Here is a 22187-nt window from a genome sequence, read left to right as displayed (position 1 = left end):
TAATTGTTTATCACGGTTTGTTCTGGTCCTTGACAATGTAAACCTTCAAACGGCAAGGATGCCGTTTGGGAGCGGGCAGGACGCCGACAAGCGTGTTTACATTGTTAAGGGCCAGGTCAAAGCTGAATGATAAAGAATTCACTCTGACCCTTTTTTTAATTCACTCTGACCCCCTTTTTTGCTTTGTAGTAAATTCGATACACCTATTAAAGTGTTTAAAAACAATTAGATAACCATAAATTTCGATGAATGAACGTTGAGGTGTAGTGAATAAGACACAAGCTATTGAGGATTTTGTGGCTTAGAATATCAATTAATGAGTTAAGTGGTTGAATTAACTTGTATTAAATATGTTGGCATGGAATGTGGTATAGCCTAGTTGTGAGGCAAACAATTCTCACTAATCAAAATTATCATAGGAGATTTACCATGTTAAATACAAAACGGAACATATTATTATCACTAAGCGCTTTCGCATTTACACTAGCGCTAACTTCTACATCAGCGTTTTCATCAGAAGATCTTTTCAAAAAACTGGATACAAATACTGATGGTATGATCTCTAAAGCGGAAGCAGAGGCACATCAAGTATTAAACGAATTATTTGATTCTCTTGATTTGGATGGTGATGGTTTTATTAGTCCTAGCGAGTTTACTACTGCTAATCTTGATAAATAACTAGGCAGGCTCTACCTTCTTTGCCTCAAGGATGAGGCTTCTTACATTCCTCATTTATACTTCTATAGTCTAATTCAAATATTTTTAAGAATAGTCGATACTGATATATCGGCTATTTTTTTTGCTAGTAATACAACGGAGGTCACTAGCTAACAATAATCAAGGGCTAAACTAGTGACAACACAAAAACTATCTATCCTCATAGCTGCACTTATCTTTGCTGTAATTTTTTATCTGATTGACTCAATAATAGATCTCCTACTAGTGAAGACTATAGTGGTCACTGCTGTTTTTTTGATAACTACGACTGCAATCTCTAGCTTAGCACCAGGGCAAAATAAAATTGCGGAAGAGCCTCATCAAGGAAATGAAGCGCTTCAAGAGTCAGCTAAGATCATTGCTAAGCAAAGCAGTGAAATTGCAATTGAGAGTGCGAATGTCTCTCACTTTGTAGACAAATTGGCATCGCTATTTGAAGTTCAAGTAGATAGTACTAAGGAGATAGCTGAACGAGTGCAAGGTATAGAGCAATCTAACCAAACAATCATTGGATTCAGCGAAACAGCTTCATGCCAAATATCTGAGTCATCTGTTTTTTCCGATGCATCAGTGAATCTTTTGCAACAAGTTTCAACACAACAGGGCAATCTCAAACTGCAGATAGAAAACACAAATGCTTTGTTGTTGAGTCTTCGGGACAACGCAAGCGACATTGCGAATATTGTTGAAACTATTAATCAACTAGCCGACCAAACGAACATGTTAGCCCTAAATGCTGCTATAGAGGCTGCGAGAGCGGGTGAACAAGGACGAGGTTTCGCAGTTGTAGCTGACGAAGTACGAAACTTAGCTAAGCGAACTACAGAAGCAACACAGGGCATAGAATCGGTGTTAGAAGAAATTACAAAGGGAAGCAATGCATCAGTACAAGCTATATCTACCGTTTCTGAAGCTGGCGAAACAATGTCTAATCTAGTCGCAGAGGCCTCTGAAAAAGTTGAGCAATCTAGTGCAAGTTTGTTGACTGCAAAAGAATCCATGGATGAATTATCCGTCTGTGTGACCGAAATGAAGTCACTCAATAGTGGGATTTCAAAAAATGCAGAAAATCTATTTGTATCAACTGATTCGTTAAAACATGAACTCACCGACGTATCCGAAAGAGTGCTGGGCTTGAGCTATCATACAGAAAGTATATTTAGAACCTTACACGTGTTCGAGATAAAAGATAGGAACTCTACAGTACAAAATATTGCGATAAATGCGGCGTCTAGAATTGGTTCGCTGTTTGAGCATGCTATTGAAAAAGGTGAAATTAATGAACACGCCCTATTCGATGAGAACTACCAGGTTATTCCAAATACAAACCCGGTAAAACATGCGACACAATTTGATAAATTTACAGATAAAGTCTTACCTGATATTCAAGAGCCTCTGTTGCAGCAAAATGATTTCATTATTTACGCCGGTGCTGTAGACCGGAATGGCTATTTTCCCACCCACAATAAATGCTTCTCAAAACCCCTTACTGGTGATTATGATACTGATTTTGTTGCTAACAGAACGAAACGAATCTTTGACGATTACACTGGTTCTCGATGTGGTAGCAATACTGAACTATTCCTTTTGCAGACCTATAAACGCGATACTGGTGAAGTAATGCACGATCTTTCAGCACCTATTTACGTTAACGGGAAGCATTGGGGGGGCTTTCGTATTGGCTATCAAGCAGCCCATATTTAAATGCCTTCTAAACAATGTCTAACCTTTCAGTTTTAAAGGAAGAGAGTCGTTAAGCATAGAAGAAAAACTTCTAGTCAGATAAGCATGAAAACCTGTTTTTTTTGACCTCGATCAAGTAATATTCACCGCTCTTAAATTACTGTCAACAAACAAGGTAATTCTCATGGGTGATAACACTGAGTTCAAAGAAGTTTTTAATGGCTGGTACTTTCTTGGTATCCTAGCTGCCTTAGTAGCGTTTCCGCTCATGCATATCATTGCTGGATGGTATGTGTTTTTCTTCTAGCAATTATCCGAATTAGGTAAATACGTGACAAAAGAATTAATTAGGTCTGCAATTACAACGATTCCAGACCATCCAAAACCGGGTATCATGTTTCGCGATGTAATGAGTGTACTTCAAGATCATGAAGCATTTACTGCATGTATAGATTTATTAAAAGCGCAGTTTGCCGGTCAAACCTTCGATAAAGTAGTGGGTACCGAAGCGAGAGGCTTCTTATTTGGTGCGCCGCTTGCCCTTGAAATGGGAATTGGCTTTGTTCCTGTTAGAAAACCGGGAAAGTTACCACGAGAAGTTATCTCTGAGGCGTACGAGTTAGAGTACGGCACAGACATATTAGAGATGCATAAAGACGCAATAAAGCCAGGCGATAGAGTCTTAATGATTGATGATTTGCTCGCAACAGGCGGAACCATGGTGGCTACCGCTAATTTGATTAGACGTTTAGGCGGTATTACGGAACATGCTGGATTTGTGATTTCACTTCCTGATATTGGCGGTGAAACTAAATTAATCGATCATGGCGTTCAACCATTCAGTTTAGTGGAATACGAAGGCGAGTAACTAACAAGCATGAGTTATCAAGTATTAGCAAGGAAATGGCGTCCTCAGAAGTTCGCTGAGCTGGTTGGGCAAGAGCACGTAGTTAGTGCTATATCTAACGCGCTTGATAATGACAAACTGCATCACGCTTACCTATTTACAGGGACGCGCGGTGTGGGCAAAACAACGATTGCTCGTATCTTTTCCAAGAGCCTGAATTGTGAAACAGGTCAAAGTGCAACACCTTGTGGTACTTGTAATGCTTGTACTGACATCGACGAAGGTCGTTTCGTAGACTTATTAGAAATAGATGCTGCATCACGAACGAAGGTGGAAGATACTCGCGAGTTACTGGACAATGTTCAATACAAGCCTACACGTGGTCGCTTTAAAGTGTACCTTATCGATGAAGTTCACATGCTTTCTAAGCACAGTTTTAACGCTTTGCTCAAGACTTTGGAAGAGCCGCCTCCGCACGTTAAGTTTCTATTAGCAACGACTGATCCACAGAAATTACCAGTAACTATCCTGTCGCGTTGTCTCCAATTCAGCTTGAAAGCCCTATCACGTGAGCAAATTCAAACGCAGCTTGAGCACATCCTGAAGCAAGAAAGCATACCATCCGAGGCGTCAGCTCTTGGACATTTAGCACGTGCCGCACAAGGTAGTATGAGGGATGCTTTGAGTCTTACCGACCAAGCCATTGCTCAAGGAAACAACCAAGTCACATTGGCGACAGTGACTGAAATGCTAGGTCTCTTGGATAAAAACCAAGTAATGCGTCTTGTGAAAGCGGTGATTGAAAAAAACAGCACACAGGCCATGCATGAGTTAGATGATATATGTGTACATGCACCTGATTACAGCCAAGTGTTGGCTGAGCTTCTGAGTTTGTTGCATCAAGTTTCGTTGACGCAGATTGTGCCTGATATTTGCAAGATTGAAACACTGAGTGCAAGAGCTGTTTATCAACTATCAAAATCGGTAACTGCTGAACATATACAATTGCTATATCAGATTGTGCTGCAAGGTAAAAAAGATCTGCCATTTGCTCCAGATCCATTTTCTGGTCTCCAAATGACAGTGCTAAGAATGTTAGCCTTCAGTCCGGCGAGTAAGGTTGAACTCGACTTAGAAGCCGGTCACGCACAAGCACAGGCTGAAAAAAAAACACTTGAATTAAGTAGTGATGCAAAGCCAAGGAATGAATCAGATAGCAAAGCAGATGAATCTGACGACGCATCTGAGTCACCTCAGTTAGCTGAGCCAGCTAAATTAGATGAAACTCCCGCACTGGTTCAGCCCGTCAATTCAGTTGAATCATCGCCAGTAGTCGTGCAGTCACCACCAAACGACCCCCTTGTTATCGCTAAAGACATTGCTCAAGATGAAGGCCTTGCTACTGGCGATAGCAAGAATAAAACCGATGTGTCTCACGAGCCTGAGCTCGATAAAACGACGCAGCAACCAAAACAATCAGAAGCCGCAATGCAGCCTGATTCAATCGAACATACTCACTCTCAGCATGCAGACGCTACTGACGACAATTATCAGCATGACATGATGAATATGTCGTTTATGGATGATGAAGCAGAGTCGTCTATGTTTTCTGAATATGACGAGCTGGCTTCGGATGCAAAATTGCAGCGAGATGCTGCACAACAACTCATCTCACAAGATTCTATCTCAACAGATAGTGGTGCTGATCAGCTAAGTACAACCTCTGATTTACTAGCACTGGCTGATCAACTCGATAATGAAGAGCCTGAAGATGAGGACGTTAAAGAGGAAAGAGGCGAGGCAACCACATCCTCCTTGTTCGATCGTTTGATGAATCAAGAAAACACGGTGTTTAACGGCGATGCAGATTTACCTACTCAAAATAAGCAAAGCGCGGAGCAATCGCAAGAGGAAAAACCCTACAGAAACCCATTAGAGCCCGAAGCTGCAGTTGAAGATAAGTCATTAGAAGTAGCTGAACCAAGACTTCAAGAAGATAAGAGTTCGGAAACCCCGCCTTGGGAAACGCAAGAGCTTACTCAAGATAAAGAAGAAGTGATAAGGACTGAAGAAGTCGATACAGAAGATGAAATAGATTTATCATCATACGATGAAGATATGCCTTTCAGTAATGATGAGGAATTGTCTTCAGAAGGTGCTTCTACTCTTATCGATTCCAACATAGATGTACAGGCAGAGTCCCCACAAGATACAGAAGTTCAAACACATAAAGACGTTCAATCCGATACCACTTCTGAGCAAAATGTGTTCCCTGAAACTAAGGCTTTAGATCCAGCAATGGAAATTGCTGCAATGTTTCAGGATGAATTTTTAGATTTAAGTAAAGTTGAGGTGACGCACCCGAAGGTGGCTCCTTATTTAGAAGATGGCAATAAGCTCCTACAAGCGAAGCAGATAAATAAGTGGAGTGACTTCATTGAAGAACTTGGTGTTGGCGGTCTCAACAAGCAGTTGCTGTTGCAATCAAATTTGATTGAGCATGGTGATAAATTTGTTATTCGCATTGCTGAAAGAAATAAACATTTGGATGAAGAGCAACATCGCACTACGATTACAGAGGCTTTGAGCACATTCTATAAGAAACCAATCGAGTTCGTTGTAGAGTATGGGGAAGTATCTGAGACACCGTTTCAGATCCAACAACAGATTTCCTTAGTGAGACACAATCATGCGCATAATGTCGTTGAAACTAATGACTCTATTCAGGAACTGATTAAGGCTTTCGAAGGTCAGATAGTCGAAGACTCTATAAAACCAAGATAATAAAAAACGAAATTAAGTTTGATATTCTTATGACTGCCTATATATCTTCGTAGTCGCAAAATATTTGTAATAGTTGGAGAAAGGTTATGTTTAAAGGTGGCATGGGCAATATGATGAAGCAAGCCCAGCAAATGCAAGAAAAAATGAAGAAAGCGCAAGACGAACTCGCCACATTAGAGGTTGTTGGAGAAGCTGGCGCTGGTTTGGTAAAGGTAACCATGACCTGCAACCATAATGTGCGTCGCGTAGATATCGATGAATCATTGATGGAAGACGAAAAGGATATGATCGAAGACTTGGTAGCGGCGGCACTAAACGATGCTGTTAGACGTGTTGCCGAGACTAGCCAAGAGAAAATGGCTTCTGTGACCGGCGGGATGAACTTACCACCCGGCTTTAAGATGCCGTTCTAGGAGCTTCTCAAAAAATGTCATTTAGCCCACTAATTAACGAACTAGTTTCGGCGTTCAAAATTCTACCAGGTGTAGGAGCAAAGAGCGCACAGCGTATGGCATTTAGTTTACTTGAGAGAAATAGAGAAGGGGCTTTGCATTTAAGTAAGGTCCTTCATGACGCAATGGAGCACGTGAGCCATTGCGAGCAATGCCGTACCTTTACTGAGTCTCGACTTTGCAAAATATGTGAAAACCCAATGCGTAGCGAGTCGGGCCAGCTGTGTATTGTTGAATCACCACAAGATGTGTTGGCGATCGAACAAACATCTGAGTACAAAGGTAAATATTTCGTACTCATGGGGCACCTTTCGCCCATTGATGGTATTGGTCCCGCCGAGATAGGCTTAAACGAACTTGCTGAATTGCTAATCGCGGAGTCTGTTTCTGAAGTTATTCTTGCGACTAATCCTACGGTAGAGGGAGAAGCGACTGCGCATTACATCGGCCAGATGTGCAAGGAAAAGGATATCAAAGCCACTCGAATCGCACATGGTGTGCCTGTAGGTGGCGAGCTAGAATATATCGATGGCAATACACTTACTCATGCATTTACCGGGCGCAGACAGTTCTAAGTCAGAATAATCATGTTCTCGTACAGCGCTTCCGATAAGCAGTAATCATTACCCATTCGCAATGACGCTAGTAAATGAAAAGATATTTGCTAAGCGCTCTTGAAAAAAAACACAACGACCTTACATCATCCCTCATCCAACGGCATATCTGGCAGCGGTGAATCAGTAGCATTAAACTGATGTAGCAGCATTTAGCCAGACCTTGCTAATTTAAACAATCAGATGAAGTAGGAGATACTTGGCAATGGCTGAGACAGTCCAACAAGAAACCCATGGATTTCAAACCGAAGTAAAACAATTGCTTCAACTTATGATCCACTCATTGTATTCAAACAAAGAAATTTTCCTTCGTGAACTTGTGTCAAACGCTGCAGATGCGGCTGACAAGCTTCGCTTCAAAGGTTTGTCTGACGATAGTTTGTTTGAAAAGGACAGCGACTTACACGTTAAAATTAGTGTGAATAAAGATGCTGGCACATTAACTATCTCCGACAACGGTATCGGGATGTCAAAAGAAGACGCCATCGCCAACTTAGGAACGATTGCAAAATCAGGCACTGCCGACTTCTTTAGTAAGCTTTCTGGTGACCAAACGAAGGATTCTCAACTAATCGGGCAATTCGGTGTAGGTTTCTACTCAGCCTTTATCGTAGCTGACAAAGTTGTTGTAAAGAGTCGTGCTGCCGGTGCCGATAAATCTGAAGGTGTTCGCTGGGAATCAGCGGGTGAAGGCGAATTTAATGTTGCAACGATCGATAAAGCTGATCGTGGTACAGAAATCACTCTTCATTTACGTGATGATGAGAAAGAGTTTTTAGACGATTGGAAAGTACGTTCAATCATTACTAAATACTCAGACCATATCAGCATTCCTGTTAAAATGTTTAAAGACGAAGTGCCTGAGAGTGAAGGCCCAGACGGCGAAAAAACACCTGCCATTCCTGCAGAGTGGGAAGCGGTAAATAAAGCAACAGCCTTATGGACTCGTGAAAAATCAGACATTAGTGATGAAGAATATAATGAGTTCTACAAGCATGTCTCTCATGACTTCGCTGATCCACTAACGTGGTCACACAACCGTGTTGAAGGTAAAACAGAATACACTAGCCTATTGTATATTCCAGCGAAAGCACCATTCGATATGTGGAACCGTGACCAGACTCACGGTCTGAAGTTGTACGTACAGCGTGTATTTATTATGGATGATGCTGAGCAGTTCATGCCAACCTACTTGCGCTTTGTGAAAGGTCTACTTGATTCTAACGATTTACCATTGAATGTGTCTCGTGAAATTCTACAGGACAATAAGATTACACAAGCTATTCGTCAAGGCTGCACTAAACGTGTTCTTCAAATGCTTGAAAAAATGGCGAAGAAAGATGCCGATAAATACCAAGCATTCTGGAGTGAGTTTGGTAACGTGATTAAAGAAGGCCCAGCGGAAGACTTTGCTAATAAAGAAAAAGTCGCTGGTCTATTACGTTTTTCTTCAACGCATGATGAGAGCGGTGCACAAAGTGTCTCTTTAGAAGATTATATTTCTCGCATGAATGAAGGCCAAGACAAGATTTATTATGTGACCGCAGACAGTTATCAGGCTGCGAAAACTAGCCCTCATTTGGAAATCTTCCGCAAGAAAGGGATTGAAGTGTTGCTAATGGGTGAGCGCATCGACGAATGGCTGATGTCACATCTTACCGAATTTAACGAAAAGCAATTCCAATCTATTGCTCGCGCAGACCTTGATCTCAGCGACCTAGACGATGAAGAGTCTAAAAAAGCAAAAGAAACTGCCGAGAAGGAAGTTGAAGGAATTCTAGAGCGAGTGAAAACAGCTTTAGGCGAAAAGGTGGAAGAAGTGAAATTCACACATCGCCTCACAGACTCTCCCGCGTGTATCGTTGCTGACGAAAATGGTATGACTACCCAAATGGCTAAACTGATGGCTTCTGCTGGACAACCAGTGCCAGAGCCTAAGTATCACTTCGAGTTAAACCCAGAGCATCACTTAGTTAAGTTGATGTCTGAGGTACAAGACGAAGACCAGTTTAAACAGTGGTCGGAAGTACTCTTTGACCAAGCTGCGTTGTCTGAACAAGGTAGCTTAAAAGATCCATCTGCGTTTGTTCAGAACCTGAACAAGTTGCTAACGAGCTTAGCAAAGTAGATTGGTAAGACCATAAAAAAGCGAGCCATTGTGCTCGCTTTTTTGTGTTTTGAGCTTGGGCTAGGTCAAAATATTCGCTATTAGTCTTAAGTTGTTATTTTTCGGTCTAATTTGACTTGTGAACTAGCAGTCTAAGTTGTACAGTTTGCAGGTCAAAAATTTAAACACTTTCTGGGAGGACGCTTAATGCGCATCATACTTCTTGGCGCACCGGGTGCGGGTAAGGGAACGCAAGCTCAATTCTTAATGAAGAAGTTTGGTATTCCCCAAATTTCTACTGGTGACATGTTGCGTGCAGCAATTAAAGCAGGCACTGAAATGGGTTTGGCCGCCAAACAGGTGATGGACGCAGGTAAGCTAGTATCTGACGACATTATCATTGGCTTGGTTAAAGAGCGTATAGCTCAAGAAGACTGTGCAAATGGTTTCTTATTAGATGGGTTTCCTCGAACTATCCCACAAGCGGATGCAATGAAAGAAGCTGGCGTGAAAGTAGATCACTGTATCGAATTTGATGTTCCAGATGACGTAATCGTTGACCGCATGGGCGGGCGTCGTGTTCATCCTGCATCTGGCAGGGTTTACCATGTTGTGTATAACCCACCAAAGAATGAAGGGAAAGACGACGATACAGGTGAAGACCTCATTGTTCGTGATGATGATAAAGAGGCAACTGTTCGCGACCGCCTTGCAATATATCACGACCAAACAAAGCCTTTGGTGAACTATTATCAAACAGCTGCTACTGAAGGTTTGTGTGAATATCACAAATTGGATGGTACTAAATCAGTTGACGTCGTGAGTGCAGAGTTAGAGCAAATAGTCAGCTAGATACGAATATATTATGTATAAGCCGAGCGTAGATTTTGAATCTTTCTCGGCTTTTTTTGTGTAACTCCGTTAGCAATCTTCTTAGGCCCGTTCAAGGTGTCATGCCGAAGAGCTAAAGCTCACTTAAAATCCACTCAGCGGCCTTCTCAGCGATCATAATCGTTGGAGCGTTGGTGTTGCCGCCAATGATGTTCGGCATTACTGAGGCATCTACAACCATCAGTTTGTTTATGCCATTCACTTTGAGCCGCTCACTCACTACGGCCATAGGATCATCTTCAACACCCATTTTGCATGTCCCTACTGGGTGATAAACCGTTTCTGCATGTTTGTGAAGGTAATCTTTAATTTCTTCATCGGATTGAACCTCGGTTCCTGGTATCCACTCTGATGCTGAGTCTCCCAACGGCGAGGTATTACTGATTTTTCTACACCATTTAAATCCGGCGACCAAAGGCTCAATATCTTCTTCGCACGATAAATAATTTGGCCGTATGTCTGGCTCAAGCTTTCCATATGTTCTTTTGAGCTTTATCTCCCCTCGGCTCTTGGGGTATAAATTACAAAAATGAATTGTGAAACCATGGCCCCAAGGCTTGGTGCGTCCGTGGTCGACTAATAGTGCTGGCAGAAAATGTAGCTGCACATCTGGTAAGGCTAAGTCTGGTGACGATTTAAAAAAGGCCGCACCTTCCGCAATATTTGAAGTAAACATGCCCTCTTTATTTAACCAATAATTTACGGGTTCATAAGCGTTCTTTAATAAGGCTGGCACTGATAATCCATAAGAACGTCGATTGTCTGTTCGAAATAGAATTGTGCCATCTAAATGGTCTTGCAAGTTCTGACCAACGCCAGGCAAGTCTTTCACTACTTCGATATTCAGTTCTTTCAAATGTGCAGCATCACCAATGCCCGACTGCATTAGTATTTGGGGAGAGCCTATTGCACCAGCACAAAGAATGATTTGTTTTTTAGCGAAAAGATGCTGAGTGGTCTCGTTGGCAACGATTCTCAGGCCCGTTGCTACACCGTCACGTACATCCACTTTTTCAACTTCAACTCCGGTCATTATGTGCAAGTTTGGCCTAGCCTGTATTTCGTCAGACAAAAAGCCTTTTGCCGTGCTGCAACGACGACCGAACCGTTGAGTAACTTGATAAACACCCACGCCTTCTTGGCTGTCATCGTTGAAATCTTCCTTTTCCTGCAAGCCATTGCTGACCGAAGCGCGAATGAAGTCAAAGGTGAGGGGATTGATGTGTTTGAGGTCTGAAACACCCAAGCAACCACCAATAGAGTGGTATTCTGAAGCTTCTCTTGTATTGTCTTCACTTTTTAGAAAGAAAGGCAGCACTTTATCCCATGACCATTCCGATAAACCTAACTCGGCCCAGTCGTTATAATTTTCGGCGGCCCCGCGTATGTAACACATCGCATTGATTGAACTAGAACCACCTAAAGTTTTACCTCTTGGCCAGAATAACTTTCTATTATTTAGTCCGGGCTCTTCATTGGTATCGTAAGCCCAATTGATCGACTTCATATCTGACAAGAATGCCAAGCCGAAAGGGACATGAATTGCGGGATTAGTATCTTTCCCGCCAGCTTCAAGTAAGCAAACTGATAGCCTTGGGTCTGAAGAGAGGCGGTTGGCAAGCACTGACCCTGCGGAACCTGCGCCAACAATAATGATATCGAATTCAGTCATAAGAAAATTATAGCTTGTCCTAAGATTTTGTTAATAAGATATTAACAGCTAATTCTTGTCAGACCAGTATAAATTTTATGTTTATTGCCTACGCCGTGTAGCTAACGCCAATCAAGTTCAATCACCAATGATTCATCGCTACTTTTTAAACCACACATTTCTTCATATGGCGTGTTTTGCTTTAACCAAATTTTATCAAAATGCATGTTCTCAACCTGTAATTTGATTGAATTAATACACTGAAATGATAATGAATCGCTGTGCTTGTCTCTCAAATAGGTGTCAGCACCGCTTTCACCAACGGCCGCGATATATGTGCCACCTTCTATCGACTCTATATATAAATTCATACGAACTAGCCTCGCTTTATTTATGATAGTCAAACTACGTAAATGCGCTCTCACTTATACAAAATTTAAACGCGTTTAAGATGCGAAGGATCACAATAGTACTTTGATGGAGGTATCGAATATCGAGAAAGACAGAGGATTACTTACTTCCACCAGTGCTCACGGCATATTGGAAAACCCAATTCTTCCAAGTTTTCTCGAAGCAAAGCCATATCTTCTGAGTTTAGAAATTCACCGATTTGTAAACGCTTTGAGCCGTTGTGAAGCGTTATTTTGGGTGTTGTCCAATTGCGTTCTGTTTCACTGTAGAATATGTCTGTTCCCAAACGAGGGATAGTTTGACTGCTCAATCTTCGATTAATGCCCATTTCCACTCTTATTTGCTCGTCATTAAAAGTAACAATTTGTTTTAGATAAGTGGAACGAGTAACTTTGTACATGAGCAATACAAATAGGCCAACTTCGACGCCAGCGAAAGGTAGTACTATCCAAGCTCCCACAAAAGTCCAAGCAATGGCAATGATCATCACTACGGCGACCATAATCGCCATAATCCATTTTGCTTCGGCCCACGTAAGAGAACGATTGGGCGATAGCGTGAGAATCGATTGGGTAGAGCGCTTTTCGAGTTTAACCATATTAAATCTTAAAATTTAAAAAAAGGTAGCTGAATTTCCTCTCGAGATCTGGCAAAGTTCGTCATCAATTTTTAGAACGCGAGTGTCGTTTGTACAATATAACTAGAGGTGCTGTTAAAAGTCACCCTTTCCGAATTATTCTGTTAATTACATGGTTGACCCTAGTTTTTAGCGTGCCCGACAGTTTTCAGATCATTTCTGACTATTTTGCGTTCTTGTTTATCGGGATCACAGGCGCTATTTTTGCTAATTCTACCGGCGCCGGTGGCGGTGTCGTATTTGTGCCGTTCTTTAATCAATTGAAAATAGATAATAGTGCCATTATTGCAACCAGTTTTGCTATTCAGTGTTGTGGTATGACCGCAGGTGCTATCACTTGGCATAAATACCGACTGCAATTAAAAACTGAAAACGGCAAGGAGCATTCACAGTGGCAGTTTTTAAATCGCGGTTTGGCTATCACTGTCCCTTGCTCTATTTTCGGTATCCTTGTTGCGCAGTTCCTGCTTGGTAGCTATACAGAACAAGCACAAACTTCTTTGCATCTTGGTTTTGGCATTTTCTCAATACTACTAGCGATAGCAATTTATGCTTCAATTCCATTGCTGAGTAGAACAAAAGTGACCTTATCATTTGTGAAAACTGACTTTGTTATATTGTCAGCGCTTGCATTTTTTGGGGGAATTATTACTGCGTGGTTATCAGTTGGCGTTGGCGAACTTGTGGCTGTCTATTTGATTCTGAGAGGATTCAATATTGCCTGTTCAATAGCTTTGGCAGTTATCTTGAGCGCATTTTCCGTATGGTCAGCGATTTATTACCATTTAACGGTATCTCATGCTATTTACTGGGAAGTGTTATTATTTGCTGGAGCTGGCGCCATTGTTGGTGGGATTATTGCCAAGCGAGTTGTTTTGTATTTCCCCGTTGTTAAATTAAAAGTATTTTTTGCAACTTGGGTTTTGATCATGGGAATAGCCGGCTTATTTACATGATCAATCTTGCGCCTTACTTGTGGCTTAGGTATCGTTTTTCTTTTCCGTGGGCAGGATAAGTTTAGGCTCTTCTTTCTCTTTCTTACCAAGAGCCTCTTTACGTTCTTGTTCATACTCTTCAAAAGTCATTTGATAACCGCGCAAACAATCTTGTCTTGCTTGTCCTTCTGCACTTCGCTCGCATTCTTGTATTTGGGCTTGGCGAACTGACTCATAGACATATCGATTGGAGCACGCCCCTAAACCTAGGATAATGGAAGCAAGAAGACCCCAAAAAAAGAAATATAGTTGTTTGTGGGAAAGTGTCTGTGTCATGAGTCCTATTTGTCCTGAAATTCGGTCTGTCTTACATTATAGACCACGCTTGATGAATTAGTTCGCGTTTTACTTCAAAAATTCTGCGATTTGCCGACAATTTAAGAATATGATTACATGTAAATCCCTTTACTGATTGAACTAGGTTTCCCTTTGAACTTGCCAATTATTCCTTATGTAAAACATAGCTCACCGCTCTGGACCTGTCACGCTAGCATTTATCAAGTTAATACTCGACAGTTTAGTGAGCAAGGTACTTTTTCTGAAGTCACTAAAGCATTACCTCGCATTAAAGACTTGGGTGTTACAATTGTGTGGCTAATGCCAATTCATGAGATTGGAGAGCAAAATAGAAAAGGAAGTTTAGGGAGTCCATACGCGGTGAAAGACTTTCGTTCGATCAACGCTGAATTTGGTAATGCTGAATCTCTCAAAGAGCTTATCAATGAGGCCCACAAACTCGATCTCAAAGTTATCTTAGATTGGGTTCCCAATCATAGTGCTTGGGACAACCACTTAGTTCAAGAACACCCTGAATGGTATGCGCGAGACTACAAAGGTGACTTCCGGCCTTCACCATGGTGGGATTGGGATGACATCATCGAATTTGATTATGATCAGGCTGGTTTGCGCGAGTATATGATTGAAGCTATGGCATATTGGATTAAAGAGTTTGATATAGATGGTTTTCGTTGTGATGTTGCGGGGTACGTACCCAACGGTTTTTGGCGCCAAGCGAGGGAACATCTAGATAGAATTAAGTCTGTGTTTATGTTGGCTGAGTGGGAAAATCGAGACCTTCATGAATATGCTTTTGATATGACCTATGCTTGGTCTTGGAATGAGGTGCTGCATGATATTTGTCAACAAAAAGCCCCTTTAGACAAGTTACGTAAATATTACTCTTGGAATGAGCGTTCTTGGCCAAGAGAAGCGATGAGAATGACATTTGTGAGTAACCATGACGAAAATGCATGGGAAGGGACGCCGGATGAAAAATTTGGTGATGCGCAAAAGGCATGTATTGTCTTATCCTGTCTAGGCGAGGGGATGCCATTGATTCATAACGGACAAGAGGCCGGTGAGTCGAAACGTTTAGCTTTTTTTGAAAAAGACAGCATTGATTGGCAGCATCATGAAATTGGGGACCTATATACACAACTGTTAAGTTTACGAAACTGTTATACAGCGCTTTGGAATGCCCAACATGGTGCCTTGATGCAACAAGTACCTAATTCTAATCAAAAAGCCATTTTTAGCTTTGTGCGACAGGACAAAGAGAGTAAATGGTTTATGGTCTTTAATTTCAGTCCAAAAGTGCAAAACGTGACTTTCAGAGACACCTTATTTACTGATCAGTATTCTGATGCTCTTAAAAATGATCAGCAAGAATATGACTTTTTCGGTGATACCGAGCTAAGCTTGCCACCCTGGGGATACAGGGTTTTCTTGCGCGAGTATTAGGCGTTTTAGTCGAACTACCTAGAACTTGTATATAGCACTATAAAAGTTCGCTAGTGTAGGGCTAGGAGGTCTGTTCATTAACCATATACTCAATGAGCTAGGCAACAGTACTAATTTAATCGTCGATGGTATACTCTGACAGTTAAAGAAGAACAATAAACAGTTTAACCGCAGGGATCGCGTTATTATTCATCAATCACGAGGTAAGTGACTTAGGTGCGCGATTTAAAATTTTCTAGTATTTTGGTTCGTATTGCGGCAATCATTGCGGTTGCTCTTGTCTATTTATACGTTGAATATGCTGAATATCGAACAGCCTTATCCAATCAAAAGCTTGCCGTAGCGCAGCAACTTGCTGTGATTAAAAGTGATATAGAAGCGCGTCTACAAAATAATATTGAATTAGTGAAAGGGTTGGCTACTTACGTCAGCATTAATCCAGATCTCAGTCAGGATGAGTTTTCTCTGTATGCCCAAAAACTGCTGACTTCTGAAAGTAATATTCGTGTTCTCGCTGCATCAAACGCATATATCGTGACTCATTTGTACCCTTTTGAGGGCAATGAAAAAGTGTTTGGTATGGATTACCGCGAGCTAGAAGATCAATTACCCTCAATTGAGCTTGCTCTGGAAATTCAAAAAGCCGTAGTTTCTGGACCTGTCGAGTTGGTACAAGGTGGGCAAGCGCTTATTGTCAGATTGCCTATATCGATAGATGAAAAGAACTGGGGCATAATTTCAGTTGTTATCGACTATGACGACTTTATTGCTCAGTTGGAATTAAATACTCATCCTGATCTGCATATTGGTATTAAGGGCAGACATGCACTGGGCATTGACGGCGAAGTCTTTTTTGGCAGTAAAACGCTTTTTGATGATTCGAAAGTCACTACAGACATCCATCTCCCTTATGGCAATTGGATAGTTTCTGCCAATCCAAAAGAGGGCTGGGAGCAGCTAAGGTTTCATCCGAGCTATTTTATTTCAGCGCTGGTTATTTGGTTATTTATTTACTACAACATGTTATTGATGCTGCGCAATGAAAAGCTAGCCGCTGAATCACGTCAATCTTTACAAGCTTCTGAACGCAAGTTTAGACAGTTTTTTAATTTAAATAATGCTGTAATGCTAATGGTTGATGAGGCAGGGAAAGTTATCGATGCGAATAAGGCTGCTAAGGATTTCTACGGCTTCGACAAAAGCGCTTTGTTGTCCCGCTCACTTGGGGATCTTCGTCACTTTGTTGGAAGCTCCACAAAGGAAAATACGATTGAGTCTGCCTCTATTTACAACGATGTTCATTTAACAGTTGATGGGACTGTAAGAGATGTTGAAATCTTTAGCACACCCATTGAATTAGCCGGAGAAATGAGTACCAGTTTGATCGTGAATGATTTGTCCGAAAAGCGTCAACATGAGCAAAACTGGAAGTTATATGAACAAGTCTTCAATTATGCACAAGAAGGCATGTTCATCACCAATAGTGATTTACAAGTTGTCTCGATAAATCCAGCATTTGAACGTATTACAGGAATACACAGACAAGAAATATTGCAGCAACAACCTAATATGTTTAGGAACGCTGACCGCTCTCAACATTTTTATGAAATGGTATTTCCGATATTAAAAAAGCGAGGAAACTGGCGGGGAGAACTCTGGTTCTCAGGTCAACCGTATGAAGATTTCCCCCTGCTTTTCTCTATCAATGCAGTAAAAAACAGCAAAGAAACAATCATCAATTATGTTGCCGTATTTTCTGATATCTCTCAACAAAAAGCAGTAGAAACACAGCTAGAAAACTTAGCGCACTTCGATAGTCTAACTGGTTTGCCGAATCGATTTATGTTAGCGAAAAAGCTCGAGTTCGCGATTCAGGCTGATGACAATTCCGGTAAAAATTTTGCGCTGATGTTTTTGGATTTAGACCGGTTTAAAGTTATCAACGATAGCTTAGGGCACAAAGCAGGTGACGAACTTTTGATGATTGTTAGCCGACGTTTTAAAGAGATTATCGGCTCAGAAAATACCTTGGCACGTTTGGGGGGCGACGAGTTTGTCGTACTGATAGAAAATTGCCGACAGGATGAAGAAAAATTGCAAGTGATGGCAGAGTCGCTTTGTGATGCTGCGAGGTTACCTTTTCAGATAGCTGACGAATTAGAAGTGAATATTGGGCTATCAATTGGCATTTCCCAGTATCCTAAAGATGCTAGCTGCAGTTCTGAATTACTCCGCTGCGCTGATGCTGCAATGTATAAAGCTAAAAAATCACTTATGGATGATGTTGTATTTTACTCCCAAGATATCAGCGATGACGCAGCCGCTTTGCTAACCATAAGTTCTGAACTTAAACAGGCTAAAGCCCAGGATCAGTTTGAATTGTTGCTGCAGCCGCAGGTGAACATTGTCAGTAATCAAGTTGTTGGTGCTGAAGCATTAGTCCGATGGCATCATCCGAAACGCGGTTTTCTTACGCCAGATAGGTTTATCCCATTAGCTGAAAGCACAGGTTCAATCAGATTTGTCACTGAGTGGGTGTTTCAACACGCTATTAGAATTATCCAAAACTGGCGCGAGCAGGGCGCAGAGATGACTCTCTCAATCAATGTGTCGGCTATGGAGTTATCTAACCGGAAGCTGTTCAATCGCATTGCTCAAGCGGTGAAATTAGATCCAACAATAGCGAGTGCAATTACAATTGAAATAGTCGAAAGTGCAATTGTAGAAAATATTGAATTTACTAAAGTGTTACTAGCAGATCTGCGTGCGATGGGTTTTAAGATCGCGATTGATGATTTTGGTATAGGGTTCTCGTCACTGTCTTATTTGAGTCGATTGTCGGTTGATATTCTGAAAATAGACCGTGCTTTCGTCAATAAGATGGAATTTGAGAAAGACTTAGCCATCGTACGTTCGATAATTGGGTTAGCAAAAAATTTCAATTTATCGGTGATTGCGGAGGGAATTGAGACTCAGGAGCAGGCTCGAACACTGTCCTCTCTCAACTGCACAAAAGCCCAAGGTTACCTATTTAGTAAACCCATTTCTGTTGATCAGTTTAATAAGCAGTATTTGGACAAATAACCTTTCACTGTTTTAATGGCCTACATCCGACTGGCTTTTATAAAAACTGAGTGACAAAAGCCATAAGAACTAATAATACAAATCCAATTGCCATACGCAATGTCATGGTTGCTGCGTTGGCGTCGTTGCCTCTTTTCATTACAGGGATTGCATTAAGCAGGCTAAGGGACGAACTGACGGCAACACGCTTAGCACTAGAGGCCAAGCGGTAAATACCATTTCCAATACCAGGCAAAGCTTTCCTGAATATCCACTCTACGTCCAAATTCACTGACTTTAACTCAGGAGGATATAAACCTTTTTGATTTAGCCAGACAAATGCGAGTGCTGAGAAGAACAGGAGTTGTAACTGTGTCAGGGTATGAGTGATGTCGTACGCTACGTAATTGTTTTCCCATGGCAATAGCGAGTATAGCAAAGCAGGGTAGCTTCCTACTAAGATACACAGCGCAGAGGCAATACCCATAGCAACCAACATATTCGTAGGTGCCTCTTTAGGACGCAGCCCAGAATCGTGCGCAAAGAAAGCAAAGAATGGGATCTTTATACCGGCGTGATGGAACACACCTGCAGATGCGAATAAGAGCATAAGCCAAAGGTATTCGTGTCCAGCTTCTATCATCGCAGCCATCACCATGCTTTTACTAACAAAACCACTGAATAACGGAAAGGCAGAAATTGAGGCCGCACCAATAATACAAAACAGCGTGGTTTTGGGCATTGTTTTATATAAGCCACCAAGGTTTGAACCGTTCACGTGACCGACACGCGTTAGCACGGCCCCCATCGTCATAAACAGTAGCCCTTTAAAAATCACGTCATTGAACGCGTGAGCTACAGTGCCGTTGAGCGCTAAAGCGGTACCGATACCAATACCACAGACCATAAAACCAAGTTGGTTAATTAGGCTGTAAGCCAATACTTTTCGTAAATCGTTTTCGATAACAGCGTAGAAAATGGGGAAGCAAGTCATCGCAGCACCAATATACACTAGCAAATCTTCGCCAGGAAAGGTGCGCGCGAGCATATAGATCGCGACTTTGGTTGTGAAGGCAGATAAAAATACCGTACCCACTGGCGTTGCTTCAGGGTATGCATCTGTTAGCCAAGAGTGCATAAATGGGAAAGCGGCTTTGATACCAAAGGCGACTAAGAATAACCATGAGGCTGTAGAACCCAGTCCAATGTATCCAATATCAGTTGAGCCAGTTTGCTGGAAGTAACTGATCGCACCAATTAATAAGAGCACGCCAGAGAGTACTTGTATAATTAAGTACCGAATGCCAGCCGCTTTTGCTGCCTCTGTGCGTCGAGCGAATACCAAAAAGGCCGAGGTCAGTGCAAGTAGCTCCCAAAAGATAAATAAGGTGATAAAGTCTCCAGCAAATACAGCACCAATAGCACTACCGGCATACAATAGACCCGAAACAAGCTGTACTTTGTCTTTTACATGCAAGGCATAAATGAGGCAAATAAAGCAGGCAAGGTGAAACAAGTAAGCAAACAAGAGGCTTAGTTTGGCGTCCTGCTCCGTGACCGCGGGGCCAACGTCCATTATCTGCAGGGTGAATGTGTGCAGTTGAACAGTGATAGGACTTAGCTGGTCAGCATTTAAAAACAGTAATATGCCGTTAATTAATGGGACTAAAACCAAAATGTACCGAAAGCGAATAGGTGCAATTGCAGCAAACAGGGCTGCGATGAAAAATGGCAAGAATGCCGGGATAGCATAACTCATTGCTGCTTCTCCTCTGGTTTCTTACTCGAGTCATCTTCATCTTCTCTGGCATCGTAGTATTTCTCATCACGCATCACGAGTTTTCGCATTTCTTTGGCGATAACGACTAAGACGACACAGGCTACAAAGCCATATATTGCGTAAAATGCAGGTATCTCTTCAAAGGAAACATAAATGTGACGATGCACGATAAAGTCTGCAATAACGAGTACAACACACAGTACATAGAATACTCGTAATATTATTTTAACGTTTTCGGGCTTATCAAAAAATGCGACTTTTTGTTCTGGTTTATTCATTTTTATGGCCCTTACAAGGTTGTTAGCGTTGAAGCTAATCGGAAAAATACTTGTGGATCAAAGAAAAGATACAAGGTAATTACCGTGGGTATAGCCATGCCAATTAAACACGCAACAGGTGCTTCAGAAATTCCTGTTGCTTCTGCGTGCCCTTCTTCGCCTTGCTCAGGTTGACTGGGTTTGTTAAAGAACGCAGTCATTGGAATGCTTAACAAGTAGTAAGTGTTAAGTATTGAGCTAATGGCCAAGCCAGTTAGAATCGCCCAATAAGTGAATTCAGGCCCGGAAAAGCTCAGAGAGCCGGAGAGTAGATACCACTTACTCCACATCCCTCCAAAGAATGGCAAACCGATAATGCTCAAGGTGCCTATTGTAAACACGGTGAAAGTAAATGGCATCGTTCTACCCAAGCCGGATAGTTGGCTAACGTACTTTTTATGGGTTGCAACAAGGATCGCACCAGCAGCAAAGAATAATGAAATTTTTGCAAATGCATGCATCGCAATATGCATAGAGCCGCCTAGGATACCAGCCTGATTTGCTAGCAAAGCACCCAATATAATGTAACTCAGTTGGCTAACTGTCGAATATGCCAAACGTTCTTTAAGGTTGTCTTTACGAAGTGCAATAAAGGAGGCGAGTACAATAGTGATGAGAGGTAACCAGATAAGCCAATGATTGGCACCGGTTTCGCTAATGAAATCGGTACCAAAAATAAACACTACAATCTTCATGACGGAGAAAACACCCGCCTTTACAACTGCAACAGCATGCAGCAGCGCACTCACTGGAGTCGGGGCTACCATGGCCGAAGGTAGCCATTTATGCAAAGGCATGAGGCCTGCTTTGCTGATTCCAAATAAGAACAATAACAGTAAGGGAGCGGCCCAAATCGCATCCAAATTATTAGCGAGTATGCCACCTTCCTGAAAGCTCAATGTGCCAGACACGAACCAAGTGATTATCATCGCAGGCAGGAAGAATAAGATTGATGAGCCCATTAGAATCAATATATAAGTTCTACCACCTTTTCGTGCTTCTCTTGTACCTGAGTGAGTGACTAATGGATAAGTAGAGACTGTTAAGATTTCATAGAATAAAAAGAGTGTGAATAAATTGTCAGAGTAGGCGACAGCCATAACACCAGCGATTGCAATTGCAAAAAGAACATAAAAGCGCGTTTGGTGTTTTTCATGATGGCCTCGCATATATCCGATAGCGTAGATAGATGTGGCAACCCATAAGCTACTTGCGATGATAGCGAATAAACTACCAAAAGCCGTAGCGGAAAATGCAACCGCTAAGCCTTCAATGGGTTCAGCAAAAGTAAAACGAGAGTTAGCGACATCCTCTGTATGATTAAGCTCTAAGCTCAAATAGATATCAATGTTGATAAGCAGCAAAAGAACAGCAGTAATTAATGTCACCGCCTCTCGAATATTCACATGCTTGTCTAGCCTAGAGATAATTAATGAGCCAACAATAGGCACAAGAATAGATAGGATAAGTAAATGAGTCATAGCAATTTGCGTCATTG

General features: G+C 41.8%; 19 protein-coding genes. 12 read left to right on the top strand and 7 right to left on the bottom strand.

Annotation, left to right across the window (positions count from 1 at the left end; genetic code table 11):
• The first annotated feature begins 429 nt into the window (after window positions 1–429).
• From RM556_RS14995 to adk, 9 genes are all read left to right on the top strand, one after another.
• Window positions 430–678 carry an EF-hand domain-containing protein gene (locus RM556_RS14995; RefSeq protein ID WP_311359730.1) on the top strand — a complete coding sequence of 83 codons (249 nt, stop codon included), beginning with the start codon at window positions 430–432 and terminating at the stop codon, window positions 676–678.
• Window positions 679–942: 264 nt separating this feature from the next.
• Window positions 943–2421: a methyl-accepting chemotaxis protein gene (locus RM556_RS14990; RefSeq protein WP_311374981.1), complete on the top strand. Its 1479-nt coding sequence runs from the start codon at window positions 943–945 to the stop codon at window positions 2419–2421.
• A 163-nt stretch (window positions 2422–2584) separates the two neighbouring features.
• On the top strand, window positions 2585–2707 hold the full coding sequence (locus RM556_RS14985; protein WP_311359732.1) for a hypothetical protein: 123 nt from the start codon (window positions 2585–2587) through the stop codon (window positions 2705–2707).
• Window positions 2708–2731: 24 nt separating this feature from the next.
• Window positions 2732–3268: an adenine phosphoribosyltransferase gene (gene apt / locus RM556_RS14980; RefSeq protein WP_311359733.1), complete on the top strand. Its 537-nt coding sequence runs from the start codon at window positions 2732–2734 to the stop codon at window positions 3266–3268.
• A 9-nt stretch (window positions 3269–3277) separates the two neighbouring features.
• Window positions 3278–6031 carry a DNA polymerase III subunit gamma/tau gene (gene dnaX, locus RM556_RS14975; RefSeq protein WP_311359734.1) on the top strand — a complete coding sequence of 918 codons (2754 nt, stop codon included), beginning with the start codon at window positions 3278–3280 and terminating at the stop codon, window positions 6029–6031.
• Between the two features lie 86 nt (window positions 6032–6117).
• Window positions 6118–6444 (top strand): YbaB/EbfC family nucleoid-associated protein, encoded by a 327-nt coding sequence (locus RM556_RS14970; RefSeq protein WP_311359735.1) that lies wholly within the window; start codon window positions 6118–6120, stop codon window positions 6442–6444.
• A 14-nt stretch (window positions 6445–6458) separates the two neighbouring features.
• Window positions 6459–7058, top strand: coding sequence for a recombination mediator RecR (gene recR, locus RM556_RS14965; protein ID WP_311359736.1), 600 nt, complete (start codon window positions 6459–6461; stop codon window positions 7056–7058).
• A gap of 244 nt (window positions 7059–7302) precedes the next feature.
• Entirely contained in the window at window positions 7303–9225 is a 1923-nt protein-coding gene (gene htpG / locus RM556_RS14960) for a molecular chaperone HtpG (protein WP_311359737.1), read from the top strand.
• Between the two features lie 186 nt (window positions 9226–9411).
• A complete protein-coding gene (gene adk / locus RM556_RS14955; protein ID WP_311359738.1) occupies window positions 9412–10056 on the top strand; it encodes an adenylate kinase in 645 nt (214 codons plus the stop codon).
• Between the two features lie 112 nt (window positions 10057–10168).
• Here adk and RM556_RS14950 read toward each other — a convergent pair whose 3' ends face one another.
• The 3 genes from RM556_RS14950 to RM556_RS14940 form a co-directional block, all read right to left on the bottom strand.
• Window positions 10169–11767 (bottom strand): GMC family oxidoreductase N-terminal domain-containing protein, encoded by a 1599-nt coding sequence (locus RM556_RS14950; RefSeq protein WP_311374980.1) that lies wholly within the window; start codon window positions 11765–11767, stop codon window positions 10169–10171.
• 101 nt (window positions 11768–11868) lie between these two features.
• On the bottom strand, window positions 11869–12117 hold the full coding sequence (locus RM556_RS14945; protein WP_311374979.1) for a DUF6482 family protein: 249 nt from the start codon (window positions 12115–12117) through the stop codon (window positions 11869–11871).
• A 143-nt stretch (window positions 12118–12260) separates the two neighbouring features.
• Window positions 12261–12755 (bottom strand): DUF2244 domain-containing protein, encoded by a 495-nt coding sequence (locus tag RM556_RS14940; RefSeq protein WP_311359741.1) that lies wholly within the window; start codon window positions 12753–12755, stop codon window positions 12261–12263.
• 89 nt (window positions 12756–12844) lie between these two features.
• On the opposite strand from RM556_RS14940, the gene RM556_RS14935 reads away from it, so the two are divergent.
• Complete coding sequence (locus RM556_RS14935) at window positions 12845–13750, top strand: sulfite exporter TauE/SafE family protein (protein ID WP_409220094.1); 906 nt, start codon at window positions 12845–12847, stop codon at window positions 13748–13750.
• 24 nt (window positions 13751–13774) lie between these two features.
• On the opposite strand, the gene RM556_RS14930 is transcribed toward RM556_RS14935, so the two are convergent.
• Window positions 13775–14065: a hypothetical protein gene (locus tag RM556_RS14930; RefSeq protein WP_311359743.1), complete on the bottom strand. Its 291-nt coding sequence runs from the start codon at window positions 14063–14065 to the stop codon at window positions 13775–13777.
• Window positions 14066–14218: 153 nt separating this feature from the next.
• Between RM556_RS14930 and RM556_RS14925 the strand changes: the two genes are divergently transcribed.
• Together RM556_RS14925 and RM556_RS14920 are read left to right on the top strand one after the other, a co-directional pair.
• Window positions 14219–15529: an alpha-amylase family glycosyl hydrolase gene (locus RM556_RS14925; protein WP_311359744.1), complete on the top strand. Its 1311-nt coding sequence runs from the start codon at window positions 14219–14221 to the stop codon at window positions 15527–15529.
• A 216-nt stretch (window positions 15530–15745) separates the two neighbouring features.
• The gene (locus RM556_RS14920; protein WP_311374977.1) at window positions 15746–18613 is read left to right on the top strand and encodes an EAL domain-containing protein; all 2868 of its coding nucleotides are present in this window, start codon (window positions 15746–15748) and stop codon (window positions 18611–18613) included.
• Window positions 18614–18650: 37 nt separating this feature from the next.
• Here the strand turns inward: RM556_RS14920 and RM556_RS14915 are convergent, their stop codons facing one another.
• From RM556_RS14915 to RM556_RS14905, 3 genes are read right to left on the bottom strand one after another with little or no spacing between them, the layout of a single operon-like run.
• Window positions 18651–20351 (bottom strand): Na(+)/H(+) antiporter subunit D, encoded by a 1701-nt coding sequence (locus RM556_RS14915; protein ID WP_311359746.1) that lies wholly within the window; start codon window positions 20349–20351, stop codon window positions 18651–18653.
• A complete protein-coding gene (locus RM556_RS14910) occupies window positions 20348–20650 on the bottom strand; it encodes a hypothetical protein (protein WP_311359747.1) in 303 nt (100 codons plus the stop codon). Before RM556_RS14910 ends, RM556_RS14915 begins: the two co-directional genes overlap by 4 nt.
• An 11-nt stretch (window positions 20651–20661) precedes the next feature.
• The gene (locus tag RM556_RS14905; protein WP_311359748.1) at window positions 20662–22185 is read right to left on the bottom strand and encodes a proton-conducting transporter membrane subunit; all 1524 of its coding nucleotides are present in this window, start codon (window positions 22183–22185) and stop codon (window positions 20662–20664) included.
• Window positions 22186–22187: the final 2 nt, after the last annotated feature.

The sequence above is a fragment of the Alteromonas sp. W364 genome (assembly GCF_031846205.1).
In the GTDB taxonomy this organism is placed as follows: domain Bacteria; phylum Pseudomonadota; class Gammaproteobacteria; order Enterobacterales; family Alteromonadaceae; genus Glaciecola; species Glaciecola blandensis.
This window is presented reverse-complemented; position numbering and strand designations above follow the sequence as displayed.

Bases quoted from the DNA above. Each gene is read 5' to 3' on its own strand.
- RM556_RS14930 (WP_311359743.1), bottom strand. From the start codon at position 14,065: ATGACACAGACACTTTCCCACAAACAACTATATTTCTTTTTTTGGGGT.
- recR (WP_311359736.1), top strand. From the start codon at position 6,459: ATGTCATTTAGCCCACTAATTAACGAACTAGTTTCGGCGTTCAAAATT.
- RM556_RS14905 (WP_311359748.1), bottom strand. From the start codon at position 22,185: ATGACGCAAATTGCTATGACTCATTTACTTATCCTATCTATTCTTGTG.
- RM556_RS14985 (WP_311359732.1), top strand. From the start codon at position 2,585: ATGGGTGATAACACTGAGTTCAAAGAAGTTTTTAATGGCTGGTACTTT.
- RM556_RS14910 (WP_311359747.1), bottom strand. From the start codon at position 20,650: ATGAATAAACCAGAACAAAAAGTCGCATTTTTTGATAAGCCCGAAAAC.
- RM556_RS14945 (WP_311374979.1), bottom strand. From the start codon at position 12,117: ATGAATTTATATATAGAGTCGATAGAAGGTGGCACATATATCGCGGCC.
- RM556_RS14995 (WP_311359730.1), top strand. From the start codon at position 430: ATGTTAAATACAAAACGGAACATATTATTATCACTAAGCGCTTTCGCA.
- RM556_RS14950 (WP_311374980.1), bottom strand. From the start codon at position 11,767: ATGACTGAATTCGATATCATTATTGTTGGCGCAGGTTCCGCAGGGTCA.
- RM556_RS14915 (WP_311359746.1), bottom strand. From the start codon at position 20,351: ATGAGTTATGCTATCCCGGCATTCTTGCCATTTTTCATCGCAGCCCTG.
- RM556_RS14940 (WP_311359741.1), bottom strand. From the start codon at position 12,755: ATGGTTAAACTCGAAAAGCGCTCTACCCAATCGATTCTCACGCTATCG.
- htpG (WP_311359737.1), top strand. From the start codon at position 7,303: ATGGCTGAGACAGTCCAACAAGAAACCCATGGATTTCAAACCGAAGTA.
- adk (WP_311359738.1), top strand. From the start codon at position 9,412: ATGCGCATCATACTTCTTGGCGCACCGGGTGCGGGTAAGGGAACGCAA.
- dnaX (WP_311359734.1), top strand. From the start codon at position 3,278: ATGAGTTATCAAGTATTAGCAAGGAAATGGCGTCCTCAGAAGTTCGCT.
- RM556_RS14970 (WP_311359735.1), top strand. From the start codon at position 6,118: ATGTTTAAAGGTGGCATGGGCAATATGATGAAGCAAGCCCAGCAAATG.